The sequence below is a fragment of the Oceaniovalibus sp. ACAM 378 genome, from assembly GCF_008085915.1.
Taxonomy (GTDB): Bacteria; Pseudomonadota; Alphaproteobacteria; order Rhodobacterales; family Rhodobacteraceae; genus Oceaniglobus.
Genome location: NZ_VSJK01000003.1, coordinates 19,728 through 34,904 on the forward strand (window position 1 = coordinate 19,728; position 15,177 = coordinate 34,904).

The following is a 15,177-nucleotide window of genomic DNA, read 5'->3' on the forward strand; positions in this document are numbered from 1 at the left end:
TTTAACGCAGTACTTGCCGGATTACCGCATATCAACAGCGACACCTCAAAGCGGTGTGTATCCGGCGCAAGGAGAAACCGATGAATGCAGCGAAAAAGATCCGGGTCGCCGTCAATGGCTATGGCGTGATCGGAAAGCGTGTCGCCGACGCCGTGGCCCAACAGGACGATATGGAACTTGCAGGGGTGGCGGATATCAGTGTCGACTGGCGCCCGCGGATGGCAATGCAGAAAGGGTTTCGCCTCTGCGGCGCCACCGGGGACCATGCAGAGGCGATGCGGAACGCCGGTCTCGATGTCGCCGGGAACCTCGATGATCTGCTCGCGGCGAGTGATCTGGTGGTTGACTGCACGCCAAAGCGAATCGCGGCGGTCAATGTCGACATCTATCGACAAAGAGGCATCAAATTCATTGTGCAGGGGGGCGAAAAGCACGAGGTGACCGGACATTCCTTTGTCGCCGAGACCAGCTATGCCAGCGCGTTGAACCGGGACAGCACGCGCGTCGTCTCTTGTAATACAACATCGATCGTCAGGACCCTTACAGCGCTGAAGCACACGGGTCTGCTACATCGCGCACGCGGGACGCTGCTGCGCCGGGCGACGGATCCATGGGAAAGCCACCTTGGCGGTATCATGAACACACTTGTCCCCGAGCCCGAGATTCCCAGCCATCAAGGGCCGGATGCGCAGAGCGTGGACCCTGACCTCGATGTGATCACAATGGCGGTCAAGGTGCCAGAGACCCTGGCGCATTTGCATTACTGGTCGGTGCAGTTGACCCGACCAGCCTCCAAGGAGGAGGTGCTCGCTGCCTTTTCCGCCTCATCACGGATCGCTTTAATCCGCATGGATGCCGGATTGACGGCACTTAACACGGTCAAGGAACTGATGGCCGACCTCGGCCGCCCGCATGACAGCCTTTACGAAGTGGCGCTTTGGTCGGATATGCTGAAAGTGGAAGGCGACGAGTTGTTCTACGCCTACATGGTTGATAATCAGGCCATCGTCATTCCCGAGACCATCGACGCGATCCGGGCATTGACTGGAACGATCAGCAAAGCCGAAGAGTCGATCGCCAAAACCAACGCAACGCTCGGGATCGGCTTGCTGACCGAGGCGCTGGGGCAATGAGGAACGTCAGAATATTCCTCGCCCCTCTCGGAATTGAAGCCCGCCTGCACTGGGCGCAGCAACAGAGGCGCGGTCGATGAGCGATCCAGACGCCACTTCCTCCAGTGCGGATCACACCCTTTCGGAGCGGCTGAACCAGAACTGTTTCTGTGTCACACTCGACCGTCAGTTACTTTGCGAGGCGTTGGAGCACGAGGCCGCTGACCCGGAGTTCTGCGAGGCGTACATCCGCCCCAAGGCCCACTTGTTCGCGAACGTCCCGGTGTTCCTTTCGGCCAGCCAGGTGGCCGACATGCAGGCGGTGGTCGTTGCGATCGAAGCGACGACCCGGCTCGCTTCATACAAGGCTGCGGTTCTGTCATGGGCCCCCGAAATCTCATGCGAAGATCACGGTCCGATCGGTGCGTTGATGGGCTACGACTTCCATCTTGGCGTGGACGGGCCGCGGTTGATCGAGATCAATACCAATGCCGGCGGAGCATTCCTCAATGCCCTTCTCGCCAGGGCGCAGCGCGCGTGCTGTGCCGAAATGGACATGCCGTTGGTGCCGCAAACCTTTGGGTACGCGGCGGTTCGCATGTTTCAGGAAGAATGGGTGCGCCAACGCGGAACCGGCACACCACATCGGATCGCCATCGTCGACGACAATCCGGAGGAACAATACCTCTATCCCGAGTTTGTGCTCGTGCGGCAGGTTCTGGCTGCGCGCGGTATCGACGCGGTTATCGCGGACGCCAGCAACCTCCGCTATGAGGGTGGCCAGCTCAGCGTCGAGGGAAAACCAATCGATCTCGTTTACAACCGGGTCACCGATTTCGCGTTTGAGCAGCCAGAGTACCGGGCGCTACGTGAGGCCTACCGTGATGGCGCGGTGGTCGTGACGCCAAATCCGCACAACCACGCCCTTCTCGCCGACAAGCGCAACCTTTCACTTCTCTCCGATCCGACGGTGCTCGAAGATTGGGGTCTGGATCCGACACATCTGGCCCGGCTCAGATCGATCCCCCGCACTGTCCTCGTCACTCCTGAAAACGCCGATGACATGTGGAAGTCGCGTAAGGGCCTGTTCTTCAAGCCGATGGGTGGACATGGCGGCAAGGCGGTGTACCGTGGCGACAAGGTGACGAAAGGCGTCTGGGCAGAAATCGAACGGGGCGGCTACGTCGCCCAGACCTTGGTTCGGCCCAGCGAACGCATGATCAAGATCGACGACGTACCTCAGGTGCGGAAGATGGATGTCCGGCTCTATACCTATGACAGCCGCGTGCTTCTGGTGGCTGCGCGTCTCTATCAGGGCCAGACCACAAATTTCAGGACGCCAGGAGGCGGGTTCGCTCCAGTATTCGTGGTCTGAAAAGCGACCGTGCCAAGGGTGGATTCTGGCCGATCGGCGCAGGCCCCGACGAGTAGTGATCTTTGATATTAGGGACATTTCACGGTCCGAGTGGCGCTTGGATCGTCCCTGCGCTGCCACGGACTGCACGGCCCTTGGCGCGTACGGTCGCGATGTAGGCAATCCATCGTAAAAGCAAAACCATGACGACCAGACCGGCAAACCATGGCCGAAGTGGGTTGGGGTCAGGTACAGCACGGTGGAAACTCAGGAAATGGATGAACAGAAAATAGCCGGCATGCGCCACCGTCAACCACCACAACGGCAGCACACCCATCTGCAAGAACTTCCAGCCCGACACTCCAAGCCGACGCATTGCGAGGTTGCTGGATGTTGCAGCCAGCAGGATCACCAGCAACAGTGCCGAAAGCCCGACGGCATTTGCCAACGAGAAACCTTGCTGAAACATGACGTAGGCCTGCAACTCCGGGTGCCATTCGAACCCGAACAGTCGCATCAGATCGTACTCCACCCAGCCGACAAGAACGATGGCGGTGTGGACCACGGCATAGAGACACGCCCATATGCCGAGCTCTCGCCGGAGCGCCAGAAGTCGTGTTGCAGACCGGAGCAGCCGCGCGAGGGGGCCGATGCCGACGGACAGAGCCACGAGAACCATCGCCGCGTCTCCAAAGGAGCGGTTCCAGCGGTGCATCGGGCTCCAGGTCGAATGGACGGCGGCAAAAACGCCAAGCAGACTTAAGCCGAGGGCCGCGACCAGTAAGTGCCGGACGGCGGTGTTTCGCGTGCCAATATGGATTTGGATTGGCACCAATAGCTTCTTGACGAAAGTCATTCAGCTTAGCTCCTCTGCAGAAATTTCAATCTTGGGCACTGGGGCGGCCACCAGTTGGTCCCTGAACGCCTGCCATGACCGGAAGGCCGCGTAGCCCATTGCCAGTATCCCAAACACCGACAGCACCGGGCGGAACGGATCAAACCACGCGAGCAACGCAGGGCCACCAAAGATCAGCATCAGCACCTTGTTGCAGGTCGGGCACGCGATGCCGAGGAACCCGACGATGCCCCCACTTCCGGGCGCGCGCATGCGGCATCGAGGAACCCAAAAGGCTGACGTGACACCCGCGAGTGCGGCGAGCATGGCTGTCGCCGCCAACTCCCAAGTTCCGACTGGTGTCATGCGCGTGAATAATGGATTGGCCCAGACCGCCGACACGGTCCCAATCACCACAAAGAGAGCAAGCGCAACAAGCGTTCCTCGCAAGCCCCGTTTCGAAAGTTCGGTCCTGTCGATCAGGATGGAATGACCCTTAGTCTGCATTGAACTCGACCTCTGCAAATTCCTCGCCCATGCCGACGTTTACGACCCATCGCCCCGCCATCGGCAACTTGAAGCGCACCCTCCAGACACCGGCCGCGATCGGTTGCAAGGGCGGTTCGATCCCATCCATGTGCATCTGAACCATGGCAAAATTGACGCTCGGCCGCATGTCAGCCGTCTCAATTCCATCTGCTGCGTGCAAAAACTGAAGATCCAGCTGAATATCTCTGTTCCCGAGGGCGAAGACCTGCGCCTCGATGCGCCCGTCCGACAGGACTTCCGACAGCGTCGCAGTTGCCGCCGGAACCGCTGCCGGTGCTTCGCCTTGGGCTGACGGTCGGACCGTTGCCCAGATGAACGCTCCTGCAAACAGAACGAACCCGACAGCAAGAATCGCGGCGATAAACCTAGTTTTCATTGGTCATAGCCATAGTTGAGTGGTCCATGATGGCGGCCATGGGCGTGGCAGCGACGGGAATGTCAGGTGGTGGCACGATCCCGGTTCCTTCGGGATCAAGGAGGTAACTGGCGATGGCCTCGCGGTCGTCCTCGGACAGGAACGCTGTGCCAAATTTCACCACCTCGGCCATACTTCCGCCGAAGGCGTCGCCGCTCGGCAGGATGCCGGACTTCAGAGCGTAGGAGAGATTGGCCACTGTCCAGCCATTTGCGAGAAGATCGGCGATCTGGATCGATGGCGCTTTGCTCCCACCCGGAAGTTGAGCATTTCCGCCAAAGCGCTCGCTGTCGAGGCCCCCAGCCAGATTGCGACCAGTGTGGCATGCCGCGCAGTGTGCAGCGCCCTCGACCAGAAGTCGACCGCGGTTCCAAGAGTTCGAGGTGCCCAATCGTGCATCTGTCGAAGGCGCATCAAGGTAGATTGCCCGCCAAAGCTTGAGGCCTGACCGAAAGCTGAACGGGAAACCGACGTTGTGGGCCGCTGCTTCGTTGGCCACTGGTGGCACCGTCCGGAAGGCTTCCCACAAGTCGGCAATGTCCTGATCTGTGAATCCAGCATAGAATTCGTAGGTGAAGACCGGATAGTAGGGGTCCCCGTCTGGCGATACGCCTTGCCGTACGGCCTGTGCGAAGTTCTGGATCGTCCAGCTGCCGATACCATCCTGCAGGTGAGGCGTGATGTTTGGCGGAACGAAACTGCCGAAGGGCGTGTCAAGCGGCGCGCCGCCCGCAAGCGCCGGACCCGCCGTGACCGCGTCGGTATGGCAAGAAATGCAACCGCTGGCCCGTGCAAGATAAGCGCCGCGCTCGGCGTTTCCTGGCGGAAAAGCGGCAGGCTCCGTGGCGCCGATGGCCCAGAGCGATAGCACTATGGCTCCCGCACCAACCAGCACCGTTGGTAAAACGATCCCTGCTCTAATGATGCCCCGCATGGTTCAGCTCCGACCGGCGCGGAACTGCGCGTGGCAAGAAGAACAGGTCGCGGTGATCCGCTGAAACAGGTCATCTGCCGCCAGGGACGCAAGATCAACTTCGAGTGTTGCTGAGTTGATGGTCGCCCGCGCAAAGGAAGCGGTGTCTGCGGGTCCGCCATAGCCCATCAGTTCCGCAACGGTAAAGGACTTTTCTGCCGGTGGGGTTGTGGCCATCGCCATGCCGGAGTGAACCATATCGGCCATAGCATTCGGTGGCGGCGTGGCGGGCTGCAGCCCGTTCGGCGCGGCTTTCGACAGGGCTTCGGCGTAAACACGAAGCTCTTGCGCCATCGCGGAAAAATCCCGCCACTTAACCCAGATTTCCGGTTTGGCGTAGGTCACGCCCTCAAGGCTGCCCTCGGGAAACAGTGCCATCATCGTATCACCCGCATGCCCTGCAATCACCGCGCCGCCATCTGAAACTACGAATGCATTGTAGGGAACCGTGCCCTGCATCATGGGCGCGAGTTCGCTCACAATGTCACGCATCGCGGTCATGCCGGTCATGCGCTCGAGGCCAACCCCTGTTGCCCCCGAATGAGCCAGCGCCGCAACCGCGGCCAAAGAAATAAATGCAGCAAATATGCCCGTCGTGCCTGATGTCATCAGCCTGTCCACCCAGTGCTTTTATTGTTGGAACTGCCTTCAAACCCGCGTGCGCGCATGAGGCGCAGCGGAAAGCAAGGCTCGTAAAGGTGGGATGTCCAGCTTTCCCGACCGCGCGCCCGGACGTTTCGGTGCGTACCGATAATCCCGTCCGCCGGGTCAATAAAGCAAACGATTCCCGCTTTCAGGCGGCGAAGCGTGGAGGCGGAAGATCGATTGCAGGACCAGCAATGTCGTGCGTAAGTTGCTCGCCGGATGGAGCCAAGGTCATAGTGGCAGTTTCAATCCGTACAGCGGCTGCATGTTCCAGAACCAGATAAGCCGAGCACGACAGGCCCTTGTCGCAGAGCATTGCATGTTCGGGGGAAGGTTCCGACGATGCGGTAATTGAGGTTTGATCGTCATGCCCCTGCTCGAACGCCAACGTGGCCACGGGAGCGAGGACGAGTACAGCGATCAGACACATTGTCAGCCAGCTTCGAAAAGCAATCAGGACCGCTTGCAGGCGGTCTCGAACAGAGGATGCAAGGGGCGATCTTGTCGTGCCCACGTCAGATCAGTTTCACTTGGGTTCCGATCGGGTCGGGGCCCAGCTTCGGTCGACGGGTTTTTCCACTACCTCGGTATAGCCGCGGCGTGTCAGGTCATTGGTCAAGGGCACCGACGTCGAGGTCGAGGTCGAGGTCGAGAAAAGTCGCATCTTGCCGTCGCTGGTCCAGAACTGCAGCGCCCGGATAGCGGTGTCGCCAATGATGATCCCGCGACCGAGTGCGTCGGAATGGTCTTGCCAATCGCGCACCGGAGACGAAAAAATACTATTTCGGACCGATGCTTCGGTGTTTTGCGAAGCCAGAACGCCTTGCGCCGATATCATGAACGCGGCCGACGCACCCACGAGAAGCCTTCGGCAACTGAATCGCATCGACTGCTCCTTCTTTTCTTTTTTATGCAGCCTTCCATTATGGGTGGTCAAACGGATTGCCGCTTCGCTAAGTCACAATCGGGTGAGCCCGTGTCTGGCGCGCTGCAGTTGTACCGGCATGTCCAAAATCACCGCGTTGTGATGACCGCATTAGTGGTGCCTGCCTGCTAGTATAACGGCATGCGGGTTTTGTTACTCTTCTTCTGGTTTTTCATGGCCATCACGGCTGCTCCAAATGTCACGGAGCAGAACGACTTTGCGTCTGCGGTCGATCGCGCCGGGCAGATGGAACTTTCCTACGATCTTTTTTGTAGCAAGGGCGGAGTCCATGGATCTTGCCAGTGGGTCGGGAACTCCCCGCCAACGGTGTCGATCCCGAATGTCGGCCTGGCAGACGCCGCTTCCGTGATCGCCCCAATGCCCGTCACCAGACTGGTTTTTGGGCCTCAGCCACCCCCTCCACGACAGCTGTGCTGAACGAACGCCTCTCCCACCACAGTTTGCCACTTGGAGACAGTATGTTAACCCGACGTTCCGCCATCGGTTGCACGGCAGCCGCGTTCCTGACCACGCCCAGCCTTTTGCGCGCCCATACAGTAAAGCCCTTTCTCCTGGCTGACGAATTCCAGCCCCGCGAGGTCCGTGTCCGGGAACAATATGCTGCGGGTCAGATCCTTGTGAACCCGCGCCTGTTCTTTCTCTACCACATCATTGAGAGCGAGCGCGCAATCCGCTACGGCGTCGGTGTCGGTCGCGCCGGTCTGGAGTTCAAGGGATCGGCAATCATCGAGCGCAAAGCAGAGTGGCCCTCCTGGCGGCCGACGAATGATATGATCCGGCGAAACCCTGACCGCTATGCCCAGTTTGCCGACGGGGTTCCCGGTGGTCCTGACAATCCTCTGGGTGCGCGCGCGCTCTACCTCTACAAGAACGGGATCGACACGTATTTTCGGATCCACGGCACGACAGAACCATGGTCCATCGGGACATCGGTCTCGAATGGTTGCATCCGGATGCTGAACGAACACGTCATCGATCTCTATCAGCAGGTTCCGGTCGGAACTCTGGTGACAGTGCTGTGAGGGCCAAACCCCGGTATCTTCTTATCATCGGGGCGACGATCAGAGCCATCTACGGTCTTCGCGCTATGCTCTGGGAGCGGTTTTCTGATCAAAGTCCAACGTATTCGGCTATCGACGGGTTGCCACCTTTGCGAACCTTGAAGACAGACGGAAAGGTATCAGAAGCATCCGTAGCCCTCATTGGCCTTCATGTTCCGGACGAGGATGCCCCGGCACGTCGCGCACGCATGGGCGCGGTCAAGGCCAATCTCTGCGGGGCGCTGTTCGGCAAGAACCCGTCTTCGGGCATTGTTTCGATCGCGTATTGCAGCGCGTTCCTCTGCCCATATTGCCGAGCCCTCGAGCGCGCCCCTGACGAAATCCCTGCTGAAGAGTCTGGCACCGTCCAGCTTGCTCAGCACGAGTTGCCGTTCTTTGCGCCCCTTCGGAGCTTGCAGCGCGCGCGTAATTGGCTGCGGCGCGACAAGGTTTACAGCAACCCAACCGGCAGCGAGTCATACGCACTTTACTTGTCGCCGACCGGCGCGCGCTCCTCGTCGATGCTGCCGACGTCGGGCTCGACTTCGCCCGACTCGCACTGGACATGAACTCTGCAGCGGTTCAGGCTGAACTTGATCGCATCCGCGCCCTGACTGACGTGTTCGGCTTTGCCGGAACACAGGGCTTGGTTGTCGGACACACGGTTATACAAGGGGCAGTGCCTGGTTCGCGTCTGAGGCGCAACATTGCCGACGAGCTTTCGTTGCCATCCCTCGCATGCTGAAGACATGAACACACCATCCCACATACTTATCGGCGCCGCCGTCTTTTCGCGCCCCATGGCTTCGTCAATCCTGTTCTCAGCCCTGTTTGGCGGTCTTGCGCCCGATCTCCCCATACTGATGATGGTTCTGTGGAGCACGCGCCTTCTCGGAATTCCCGAGCATGAGGTGTTCGGGCAACTCTATTTTTCAGATACTTGGCAAGCCGTTTTTGCCATCGACCACGGGTTCCTGGTCTGGGGGAGTCTGTTTGGGCTGGCGGCCTGGCGCGGGTCGGTCATCCTGCGCGCCTTCGCGGGCTCAGGGCTGCTGCACGCCTCCGCCGATTTCCTGACCCACCACGACGACGCACGCCGACAGTTCTGGCCTGTCAGCGACTGGGTTTTTCAGAGCCCAGTCAGCTATTGGGACGGCCGCTTTTACGGCGACATCTTCGCACCCTTGGAATTAGGTCTGGTGATTGCGCTGGCCGCTTTCCTACTCTGGCGCTTGGAGAAATGGCGCGACCGGCTTGCAGTCTTGGCCGTTGCAGCCGTTGTCGTGGTGCCCGCGCTCTGGACCGGAAGCCTGCACGGGTTGCATGGCATGGGATGAATCCTGGCGGTCGCGTTGCCGCGCCTGCTTTCATGTATGCTGCGGCGGTGCTACCCATCGTAAGATCCACACAGCGCTTGGCCAAAGCCGCACCATCCGAATTTCGAATGGGACATCACAAGAATCGAGGATATTCAATGCTTCCATTGAAACATCACGCGCCAACGATCTCAAATCTGGAGGCAGCTTGTATGGGCATCGTCTCGCCTGATGCCATGAAGCAATATCAGCCGATCTTGATTTTAATCGCACTTCTGGCACTCGGCGCCTGTACCATACCTCTTAGTCAGACAACTGACGAGTCGACGGGGTTTATCAGAGAATTGCCGGAAGGAGTGTCCATGATCGCAGCGCCCTATCAGAACCTTCAAGAGGTGATCCTGCAGCCCGAAGACGGGTGCTATTGGTACCGCCACGCTGGTCCGGTTGAAATAACGATGTTGCCGCTACGGACGGTCGACGGAAGACCAATCTGCACGCAGGCTGCGGTCGAACCACAGGTTACAAGCTGACGGAAAAGCTGCTTTTGCAGCACGCTGTTGGCCAAGAATTCTGACGAAGTTAACTCATTTTCGCTATCCACAGCCACACCGCGCGCCCTCAACTAAGGTGACCGCGCGGGCTTTCGGAGAGGCGTCAGCTGGTTGTAGCCACGTTACCCTCTTCTGCAGGGTAGAGGTGGGCGGTCGCACCTGTTTCGACCTGATCAAATAGGTCGTTGATATGTGGCATAACCATGCGCACGCACCCGGAACTAGCGCGGCTGCCGATTGAACGCGGAAGTGGTGTGCCATGAATGCGCAAATAGGTGTCACGCTCCCCGACGAAGAGATAGAGCGCACGCGATCCCAGTGCGTTTTCCGGTCCGGGTTCCATCCCGTCCGCGTACTTGGCATAGATTTCAGGCTCGCGGCTAATCATGTTCGGCGTGGGCGTCCAACTCGGCCACTTTGCCTTGCGCCGGATCGTATATGTGCCGGGCTCGTACAGACCGTCACGACCGATGGCTACACCGTAGCGCATGGCTGTTCCATCACCTTGAATATGGTACAGATATCGCGCGATTGCATCGACATGAATATCGCCCGGTACAAGCCCCTCACGTGCTTTGACCAAACGTGGCAGCAACCGCGGATGCAAGCCCCAAATGTTGGTTGTTTCACTGTCGTAGCCACGCGGAGTTACCTGAGCATCCCACGCGAACCACTGGTCTTGCAGATGGGTTGATGCGAAAACCGGGGCTGCAAAGGGCGGAGAAAGCAGAGCTGCTGCCGATATGATGAAATGGCGCCTGGTGAACATGTGCGTCTTTCTTTTGCGTTTCGTTGCGACGGAGCCCTTCTCAGCAGGTATCTACTGATAACTGATGGGCGGGATTTCAGTTCCAATGTAAGGTGTTTGATCCGACGGTTTGATAGTGCGATCCGTTCTCAGGAATGTGAAGTGGTCCCCGAAGACTGGGCACGGGCGTAAGCTCCGATTTGCTGTCTGCAGATCTTCACCACGAACTAGATCGAAGATTTTGGACCTGTCCCGTTTTAGTTCCGCCCCAAGTGCTCGTTTAGGCCACCTTGCGCTCGAATGCGACAGGACTTTTCCAGCCCAGTGCTGAGTGGCGGGTTTTTATTTGCAGGAGACCACGATGACCACGACCCTTTACGGCCATTGGCGGGATGTGCCCAAGGACGCTTGGCGCTGGCGCAATTTCTCACGCGCCGAAATCGCCTGCCGCGGCACTGGCAAAATTCTGATCAGGCACCGTCATCCTGTTCCTGCTCAACCTGCGCCGCGCTGGTGAACGCGCTGGGCGGCTGGCGAAACGGCTTCAGGCGTCGGAGACAAAGCATGGCATTCAACGCCAGATGCTGGACGCCGCCTGCCGCCGCCCTCATGATCGCGATGCTCTCGCTGAGCGCCTCCTCGACGGGCAGTTATGATCGGTCAGGACGCGTTTGCCCACCTGTGGTTGAGTACAGCACCACAGTCCAGGCCCGAGGCGTTGCCGAGAGTGAGGCGCTGCCGGAAGGTGCGGTCGTTGTTCGAATGGTCAGCAACTATGCCGTGATGCGCGAGCCTGCAGGGGAAAACCGGGCCGGGGCGATGCCCCGTGAAATCAGTTCAAAGGGCTTCGATTGTACAGATCAACGATCAACTTGCTTCAAACTCTTACAGTTTCAATGGACTGCGAATAACTCTCCAGCGTCCGAACATGGCACAGGTTCGCAGCGCAACCGTACAGCCACTAATGAGGCGATCACGTTTCGAGGACCTCACACAGCCAGTAAATACGACGGGAAAGCGGAGATACACAGCACGCCCGAAAAGTCCAAACACATGAATAAAACCGGACATTTTCTGCCGTCGTCGACGGAACTTGAGCCAGAAAACGAGCTTGTAATCGACCTTACTGAGTCAGGTCGATTACATCGGGTTTCGCTTGAACTTACTGAGCTGGATACAGAATCGAAAAACTGCCGCTGACAGTTCGGATTTCGCCAATTTTCTCATAATCTGCCATTTTCATGCTCCGTAGGTCAGGGGTGCCTGAAAAGGTACCTTCAACCAACACGCCAGCATCCGAACTTTCATAGGTGGTGACGGTGATGATCGGATCTTCGTCGCGGTCCGATGTATCCCATGCACCTGGCGTGCCGCGCTCGAGTATCATTATGCTCGGCTCGATGATCCGCTGATCACTGCCCGACCCATAGACACTAAAGAAGAGATTGACTTGCAGTTCGGCGTTGGTGGCCTCCCCAAGAAACCCATCGATGTTCATTGTTCCCCACTCTGGGGCCGACGCTTCCCATTTCGATATGACCTGCGGATCGATGAGTGAAATGTTAAGCTGCTGCTCCACCCCATCCATCTTCAGAAACATCGTGTCGGTGCGGGACTGGGCCGAACAGTCAGCGGCAATCAAAATGGCAGTCGCGGTTAAGAATGATTGGATTACGTAGGGCATTGCAACGTCTCCTCTGAATTTAGAATTCCAGTTCTTCAGGCAATCACTAATGGGAAAGCATTAGCATCTTCTGGTTTCACAAAGCCCATAAAAATCAAAAATCATTTTGCCAAGTGTCGAGCGCGGTGGCTGTGGGCTGAGCACGATAGAATTTAGATACACACAGACGATCTTCGGCAAAGCCGGTGTGCTGGCGATGTTTCCGGACAAAATCAATCACTCGACGACACCTCCGCTGGCGATCTCTTTCTCGCAGGTATTCAGTCGAAGTAGCGTACCAGCTGGCTGGCAGGGCGAAAGATCTCGATCAGCAGATCAATCACCCCGTCGTCGAGCAGGGCCGCGTCCGATAAGTCTTTGCGACATCCGAGACCGAACATTTTCAGATAGGGTGCCGCAGGATGGCTATTTTCATAGCCGTCTGGCAGTGCGCTCAACGCCTTTCGGGTGACCAATCCGTCTGGGAAAGTCTTCTTGAAATCACGATCGGCCAATACCTCTGTCAGGCCCTGCGGATCATCGGTCAGACGGTTGCGCGACCGCGCGAGCGCCTCTTTGGATGGTTGGAAAAGCCCGGCACCTGCGTGGCAGTTTCCCGGTTCGATATGCAGGTAGTATCCGAAGTCTTCTGCGGGATGACCGGCATTGGCAAAAACATCCACATCTGAACGGTAAAGCGCCCGTCCGATGCGGTCTCGCGGCTCTTGAAAGAACTTGGTGAAGCTCTGTTTGGGTTTGATCCTCGCCCCAGCCACGAAAGGATCAAAGCGATCTGCATAGTCGTGCAATGTCATCGCGATGCCGGTAAAATTGCGCAGGGCGTCATCGCGCTCAGCGCGGTGCGCGTCCATCCAGGCTTTGCGGTTGTTCTTTGCGAGAACTGTCAGGAACGCAAATGTTTCTGGTTCTACCATGGGCATGGCTCCTGTTTCGGAGCGCCGACGAGGCGGGTCTGGATTCCGATTATCGTCTTGTAAGACTTATTCAGCGCATCTGCCATGGGCTTGTTGCGCGACACACGAAGGTCATCTGATCAAACAGGCGCAGATTTCCTACCCCAGTGAACGGCCTGTCAGCCTGAGTTTTCGTACACGGGTCAGCAATTCCGCCCGCAGCAAGGGCGAATGCGCGAGGTCGGGATGGTCATCGGTGAGGGTGCGAAACTCGATCATACCGTGATGCTTCCACAGGATTCTCTCGCGACCAGCGCCTATTGTATTCTGCTCTTCAAATGCGACTCGCCAAACGTTGACATGGCGTTGACACGTTTTGCAAAAGCAAAAGCCCGACTGATTAGGTCGGGCTTTAAGAATTTGATTTAACGCTGTTTTTTGGTTGCGGGAGTAGGATTTGAACCTACGACCTTCAGGTTATGAGCCTGATGTGCTGCTTTTTTCGAAAGCAACTTTTAACCCGTAGCCAAGACGTAGATATCAACGTAGATCAGATAACTTATACCACTACAATGGCACTGAAAAATAGCCGCTTCTCCACTTGACAATACTCCCGCCGGAGGCAGCCCGGATTCGTCGCGCACCTCGCTGATCAGGCTCGCATCCTCACGCCAGCATGGTTAGGCCAGCAGGATCAGGTCCCCATAATCAGACAGGTCGTCGACCCCGTGGCAAATAGTCGCCCGTCATCCGTCCCGCGCATTTCGCCATGGGCCACGCCGGTCGAGCGGCCCACATGGTCGGTCCATCCGGTCGCCAGTATCTCGACCCCGGGCGGGATCGCGCGCGTGATGTTGATCTTGTATTCCAGCGTCGTATAGACCGCGCCCTTTGGCACTTTCGTCATCACCGCGCAGGCCATGCAACTGTCCAGCAAAGCGCCGTACCAGCCGCCATGTACGCCGCCCATGGGGTTCATGTGGTCGAACGACGGCGTGCCGCGAAACACGACGCGGCCCGGCGCAACCTCATCTAATTGAAAGTTCAACAGCCGCGCGATTGGCGGCTGCGGGAGGGTGCCGTCGTGAACCCGCTGCATGAACTCAAGACCCGACATCGACCGAACCGTCGCAGGATCGGGCAATTCGTCGGTCGATTCGGAAAAGTACATTGCGGGCTCCTGTCAGTGCCCGCGCAGGGTGCCGCGATCAGGCGACCTTCTCAAGCCCGACGTGCGGCGTCACTCCAAGGGCATGGCACACGTTGCGGGTCAGGTGCGGCTTGTTCAAAGTGTAAAAGTGCAGATCGTTCACCCCTTCGTTCAGCAGCCCGGAGCAGAGTTCGGTGCAGATCGCGGTGGCCAGCAGTTCTTCGCGTCCGTCGCGAACCGCGGTGGTGAACGCATCGTCCAGCCACTGGGGCACTGACGTACCACAGCGCGCGGCGAACCGTTTCACGCCGCCCCAGTTCTCGATCGGCAGAATGCCCGGAATGATCGGCGCTTCAATTCCGGCGGCAGCACAGGCATCGCGGAACCGCAGGAAGGTATCCGCCTCGAAAAAGAACTGGGTGATCGCCGATGTGGCGCCTGCGTCGATCTTGCGTTTGAGGAAATCCACGTCGGCGGTGTCGTTGGCCGCTTCGGGGTGGCGGTCGGGATAAGCACCAACGCGAATCTCGAAGTCGCCCGTTTCGGCCAGCGCGCTGATCAGATCGACGGAGCTGACGAAACCTTCGGGATGGGCGGTGAACGTGCCACTGCCCTTGGGTGGATCGCCGCGCAGGGCAACGATCTGGCTTACGCCAGCGTCCTTGTAAGACTGTGCAATCGCAAGGGTTTCTTCACGCGATGCATCGACACAGGTCAGATGTGCGGCCACGGTCAGGCCATAATTCTTGTGCAAAAGGCCCACAGCCTCGTGCGTCAGGGTGCGGGTGGTGCCGCCTGCGCCGTAAGTAACGGAAACGAAACCGGGATTCAGCGGCGCCAGAATGTTTGCCGTGTCCCACAAACGAAATGACGCCTCAAGCGATTGTGGCGGGAAAAACTCGAACGAGACATTTGGCGTCGTCATGGTGGAATCCTCTCGGGGGTTGGACACTTGTTTCAGCA

Annotated in this window: 20 protein-coding genes; 9 read left to right on the forward strand and 11 right to left on the reverse strand. The window is 58.4% G+C overall.

The features are described from left to right. Positions 1-80 precede the first annotated feature (80 nt). Together FQ320_RS04075 and FQ320_RS04080 are read left to right on the forward strand one after the other, a co-directional pair. On the forward strand, positions 81-1,133 hold the full coding sequence (locus FQ320_RS04075) for a type II glyceraldehyde-3-phosphate dehydrogenase (RefSeq protein WP_148470338.1): 1,053 nt from the start codon (positions 81-83) through the stop codon (positions 1,131-1,133). A 76-nt stretch (positions 1,134-1,209) separates the two neighbouring features. Further along, positions 1,210-2,487 carry a hypothetical protein gene (locus tag FQ320_RS04080; RefSeq protein ID WP_148470340.1) on the forward strand — a complete coding sequence of 426 codons (1,278 nt, stop codon included), beginning with the start codon at positions 1,210-1,212 and terminating at the stop codon, positions 2,485-2,487. 79 nt (positions 2,488-2,566) lie between these two features. Here FQ320_RS04080 and FQ320_RS04085 read toward each other — a convergent pair whose 3' ends face one another. From FQ320_RS04085 to FQ320_RS04110, 6 genes are all read right to left on the reverse strand, one after another. Next, positions 2,567-3,322 carry a ferric reductase-like transmembrane domain-containing protein gene (locus FQ320_RS04085; RefSeq protein WP_148470342.1) on the reverse strand — a complete coding sequence of 252 codons (756 nt, stop codon included), beginning with the start codon at positions 3,320-3,322 and terminating at the stop codon, positions 2,567-2,569. Next, the gene (locus tag FQ320_RS04090; protein WP_148470343.1) at positions 3,323-3,808 is read right to left on the reverse strand and encodes a hypothetical protein; all 486 of its coding nucleotides are present in this window, start codon (positions 3,806-3,808) and stop codon (positions 3,323-3,325) included. Next, the gene (locus FQ320_RS04095) at positions 3,798-4,226 is read right to left on the reverse strand and encodes a hypothetical protein (protein ID WP_148470344.1); all 429 of its coding nucleotides are present in this window, start codon (positions 4,224-4,226) and stop codon (positions 3,798-3,800) included. Before FQ320_RS04095 ends, FQ320_RS04090 begins: the two co-directional genes overlap by 11 nt. Beyond that, positions 4,216-5,199: a cytochrome c gene (locus FQ320_RS04100; protein WP_187393766.1), complete on the reverse strand. Its 984-nt coding sequence runs from the start codon at positions 5,197-5,199 to the stop codon at positions 4,216-4,218. Before FQ320_RS04100 ends, FQ320_RS04095 begins: the two co-directional genes overlap by 11 nt. 3 nt (positions 5,200-5,202) lie before the next feature. Then, the gene (locus tag FQ320_RS04105) at positions 5,203-5,847 is read right to left on the reverse strand and encodes a cytochrome c (RefSeq protein WP_148470345.1); all 645 of its coding nucleotides are present in this window, start codon (positions 5,845-5,847) and stop codon (positions 5,203-5,205) included. Between the two features lie 562 nt (positions 5,848-6,409). Continuing rightward, positions 6,410-6,820 (reverse strand): hypothetical protein, encoded by a 411-nt coding sequence (locus FQ320_RS04110; RefSeq protein ID WP_148470346.1) that lies wholly within the window; start codon positions 6,818-6,820, stop codon positions 6,410-6,412. Positions 6,821-7,287: 467 nt separating this feature from the next. Between FQ320_RS04110 and FQ320_RS04115 the strand changes: the two genes are divergently transcribed. The 5 genes from FQ320_RS04115 (at position 7,288) to FQ320_RS04135 (ending at position 9,718) form a co-directional block, all read left to right on the forward strand. Then, a complete protein-coding gene (locus tag FQ320_RS04115; protein WP_148470347.1) occupies positions 7,288-7,851 on the forward strand; it encodes a L,D-transpeptidase in 564 nt (187 codons plus the stop codon). Positions 7,852-7,866: 15 nt separating this feature from the next. Further along, entirely contained in the window at positions 7,867-7,992 is a 126-nt protein-coding gene (locus FQ320_RS26825) for a PEP-CTERM sorting domain-containing protein (protein WP_148470663.1), read from the forward strand. Positions 7,993-8,078: 86 nt separating this feature from the next. Continuing rightward, positions 8,079-8,438, forward strand: a complete 360-nt coding sequence (locus tag FQ320_RS04125) for a DsbA family protein (RefSeq protein ID WP_148470348.1) — start codon at positions 8,079-8,081, stop codon at positions 8,436-8,438. Between the two features lie 180 nt (positions 8,439-8,618). After that, positions 8,619-9,206: a cobalamin biosynthesis protein CobQ gene (locus tag FQ320_RS04130; protein ID WP_148470349.1), complete on the forward strand. Its 588-nt coding sequence runs from the start codon at positions 8,619-8,621 to the stop codon at positions 9,204-9,206. Between the two features lie 137 nt (positions 9,207-9,343). After that, the gene (locus FQ320_RS04135; RefSeq protein WP_370513013.1) at positions 9,344-9,718 is read left to right on the forward strand and encodes a hypothetical protein; all 375 of its coding nucleotides are present in this window, start codon (positions 9,344-9,346) and stop codon (positions 9,716-9,718) included. Between the two features lie 124 nt (positions 9,719-9,842). Here the strand turns inward: FQ320_RS04135 and FQ320_RS04140 are convergent, their stop codons facing one another. After that, on the reverse strand, positions 9,843-10,508 hold the full coding sequence (locus tag FQ320_RS04140; protein ID WP_148470350.1) for a L,D-transpeptidase: 666 nt from the start codon (positions 10,506-10,508) through the stop codon (positions 9,843-9,845). Positions 10,509-10,848: 340 nt separating this feature from the next. Here FQ320_RS04140 and FQ320_RS04145 point away from each other — a divergent pair, with 340 nt between their 5' ends. Continuing rightward, positions 10,849-11,004 (forward strand): hypothetical protein, encoded by a 156-nt coding sequence (locus FQ320_RS04145; protein ID WP_255509362.1) that lies wholly within the window; start codon positions 10,849-10,851, stop codon positions 11,002-11,004. Between the two features lie 47 nt (positions 11,005-11,051). Then, entirely contained in the window at positions 11,052-11,687 is a 636-nt protein-coding gene (locus FQ320_RS25505; protein ID WP_187393768.1) for a hypothetical protein, read from the forward strand. Here FQ320_RS25505 and FQ320_RS04160 read toward each other — a convergent pair. The 4 genes from FQ320_RS04160 to metF form a co-directional block, all read right to left on the reverse strand. Next, the gene (locus tag FQ320_RS04160) at positions 11,650-12,171 is read right to left on the reverse strand and encodes a hypothetical protein (RefSeq protein WP_148470351.1); all 522 of its coding nucleotides are present in this window, start codon (positions 12,169-12,171) and stop codon (positions 11,650-11,652) included. The two genes, FQ320_RS25505 and FQ320_RS04160, sit on opposite strands and share 38 nt — an antisense overlap. A 260-nt stretch (positions 12,172-12,431) precedes the next feature. Next, on the reverse strand, positions 12,432-13,085 hold the full coding sequence (locus tag FQ320_RS04165; protein WP_148470352.1) for a DUF2461 domain-containing protein: 654 nt from the start codon (positions 13,083-13,085) through the stop codon (positions 12,432-12,434). A gap of 673 nt (positions 13,086-13,758) precedes the next feature. Beyond that, positions 13,759-14,235, reverse strand: coding sequence for a PaaI family thioesterase (locus FQ320_RS04170; RefSeq protein ID WP_148470353.1), 477 nt, complete (start codon positions 14,233-14,235; stop codon positions 13,759-13,761). A 37-nt stretch (positions 14,236-14,272) separates the two neighbouring features. Continuing rightward, positions 14,273-15,139, reverse strand: coding sequence for a methylenetetrahydrofolate reductase [NAD(P)H] (gene metF / locus FQ320_RS04175; RefSeq protein ID WP_148470354.1), 867 nt, complete (start codon positions 15,137-15,139; stop codon positions 14,273-14,275). Positions 15,140-15,177: the final 38 nt, after the last annotated feature.

Excerpts from the sequence above, each read along its gene's own strand:
- FQ320_RS04075 (WP_148470338.1), top strand. The coding sequence starts at position 81 with ATGAATGCAGCGAAAAAGATCCGGGTCGCCGTCAATGGCTATGGCGTG.
- FQ320_RS04080 (WP_148470340.1), top strand. The coding sequence starts at position 1,210 with ATGAGCGATCCAGACGCCACTTCCTCCAGTGCGGATCACACCCTTTCG.
- FQ320_RS04085 (WP_148470342.1), bottom strand. The coding sequence starts at position 3,322 with ATGACTTTCGTCAAGAAGCTATTGGTGCCAATCCAAATCCATATTGGC.
- FQ320_RS04090 (WP_148470343.1), bottom strand. The coding sequence starts at position 3,808 with ATGCAGACTAAGGGTCATTCCATCCTGATCGACAGGACCGAACTTTCG.
- FQ320_RS04095 (WP_148470344.1), bottom strand. The coding sequence starts at position 4,226 with ATGAAAACTAGGTTTATCGCCGCGATTCTTGCTGTCGGGTTCGTTCTG.
- FQ320_RS04100 (WP_187393766.1), bottom strand. The coding sequence starts at position 5,199 with ATGCGGGGCATCATTAGAGCAGGGATCGTTTTACCAACGGTGCTGGTT.
- FQ320_RS04105 (WP_148470345.1), bottom strand. The coding sequence starts at position 5,847 with ATGACATCAGGCACGACGGGCATATTTGCTGCATTTATTTCTTTGGCC.
- FQ320_RS04115 (WP_148470347.1), top strand. The coding sequence starts at position 7,288 with ATGTTAACCCGACGTTCCGCCATCGGTTGCACGGCAGCCGCGTTCCTG.
- FQ320_RS04125 (WP_148470348.1), top strand. The coding sequence starts at position 8,079 with ATGGGCGCGGTCAAGGCCAATCTCTGCGGGGCGCTGTTCGGCAAGAAC.
- FQ320_RS04130 (WP_148470349.1), top strand. The coding sequence starts at position 8,619 with ATGAACACACCATCCCACATACTTATCGGCGCCGCCGTCTTTTCGCGC.
- FQ320_RS04135 (WP_370513013.1), top strand. The coding sequence starts at position 9,344 with ATGCTTCCATTGAAACATCACGCGCCAACGATCTCAAATCTGGAGGCA.
- FQ320_RS04140 (WP_148470350.1), bottom strand. The coding sequence starts at position 10,508 with ATGTTCACCAGGCGCCATTTCATCATATCGGCAGCAGCTCTGCTTTCT.
- FQ320_RS04145 (WP_255509362.1), top strand. The coding sequence starts at position 10,849 with ATGACCACGACCCTTTACGGCCATTGGCGGGATGTGCCCAAGGACGCT.
- FQ320_RS25505 (WP_187393768.1), top strand. The coding sequence starts at position 11,052 with ATGGCATTCAACGCCAGATGCTGGACGCCGCCTGCCGCCGCCCTCATG.
- FQ320_RS04160 (WP_148470351.1), bottom strand. The coding sequence starts at position 12,171 with ATGCCCTACGTAATCCAATCATTCTTAACCGCGACTGCCATTTTGATT.
- FQ320_RS04165 (WP_148470352.1), bottom strand. The coding sequence starts at position 13,085 with ATGGTAGAACCAGAAACATTTGCGTTCCTGACAGTTCTCGCAAAGAAC.
- FQ320_RS04170 (WP_148470353.1), bottom strand. The coding sequence starts at position 14,235 with ATGTACTTTTCCGAATCGACCGACGAATTGCCCGATCCTGCGACGGTT.
- metF (WP_148470354.1), bottom strand. The coding sequence starts at position 15,139 with ATGACGACGCCAAATGTCTCGTTCGAGTTTTTCCCGCCACAATCGCTT.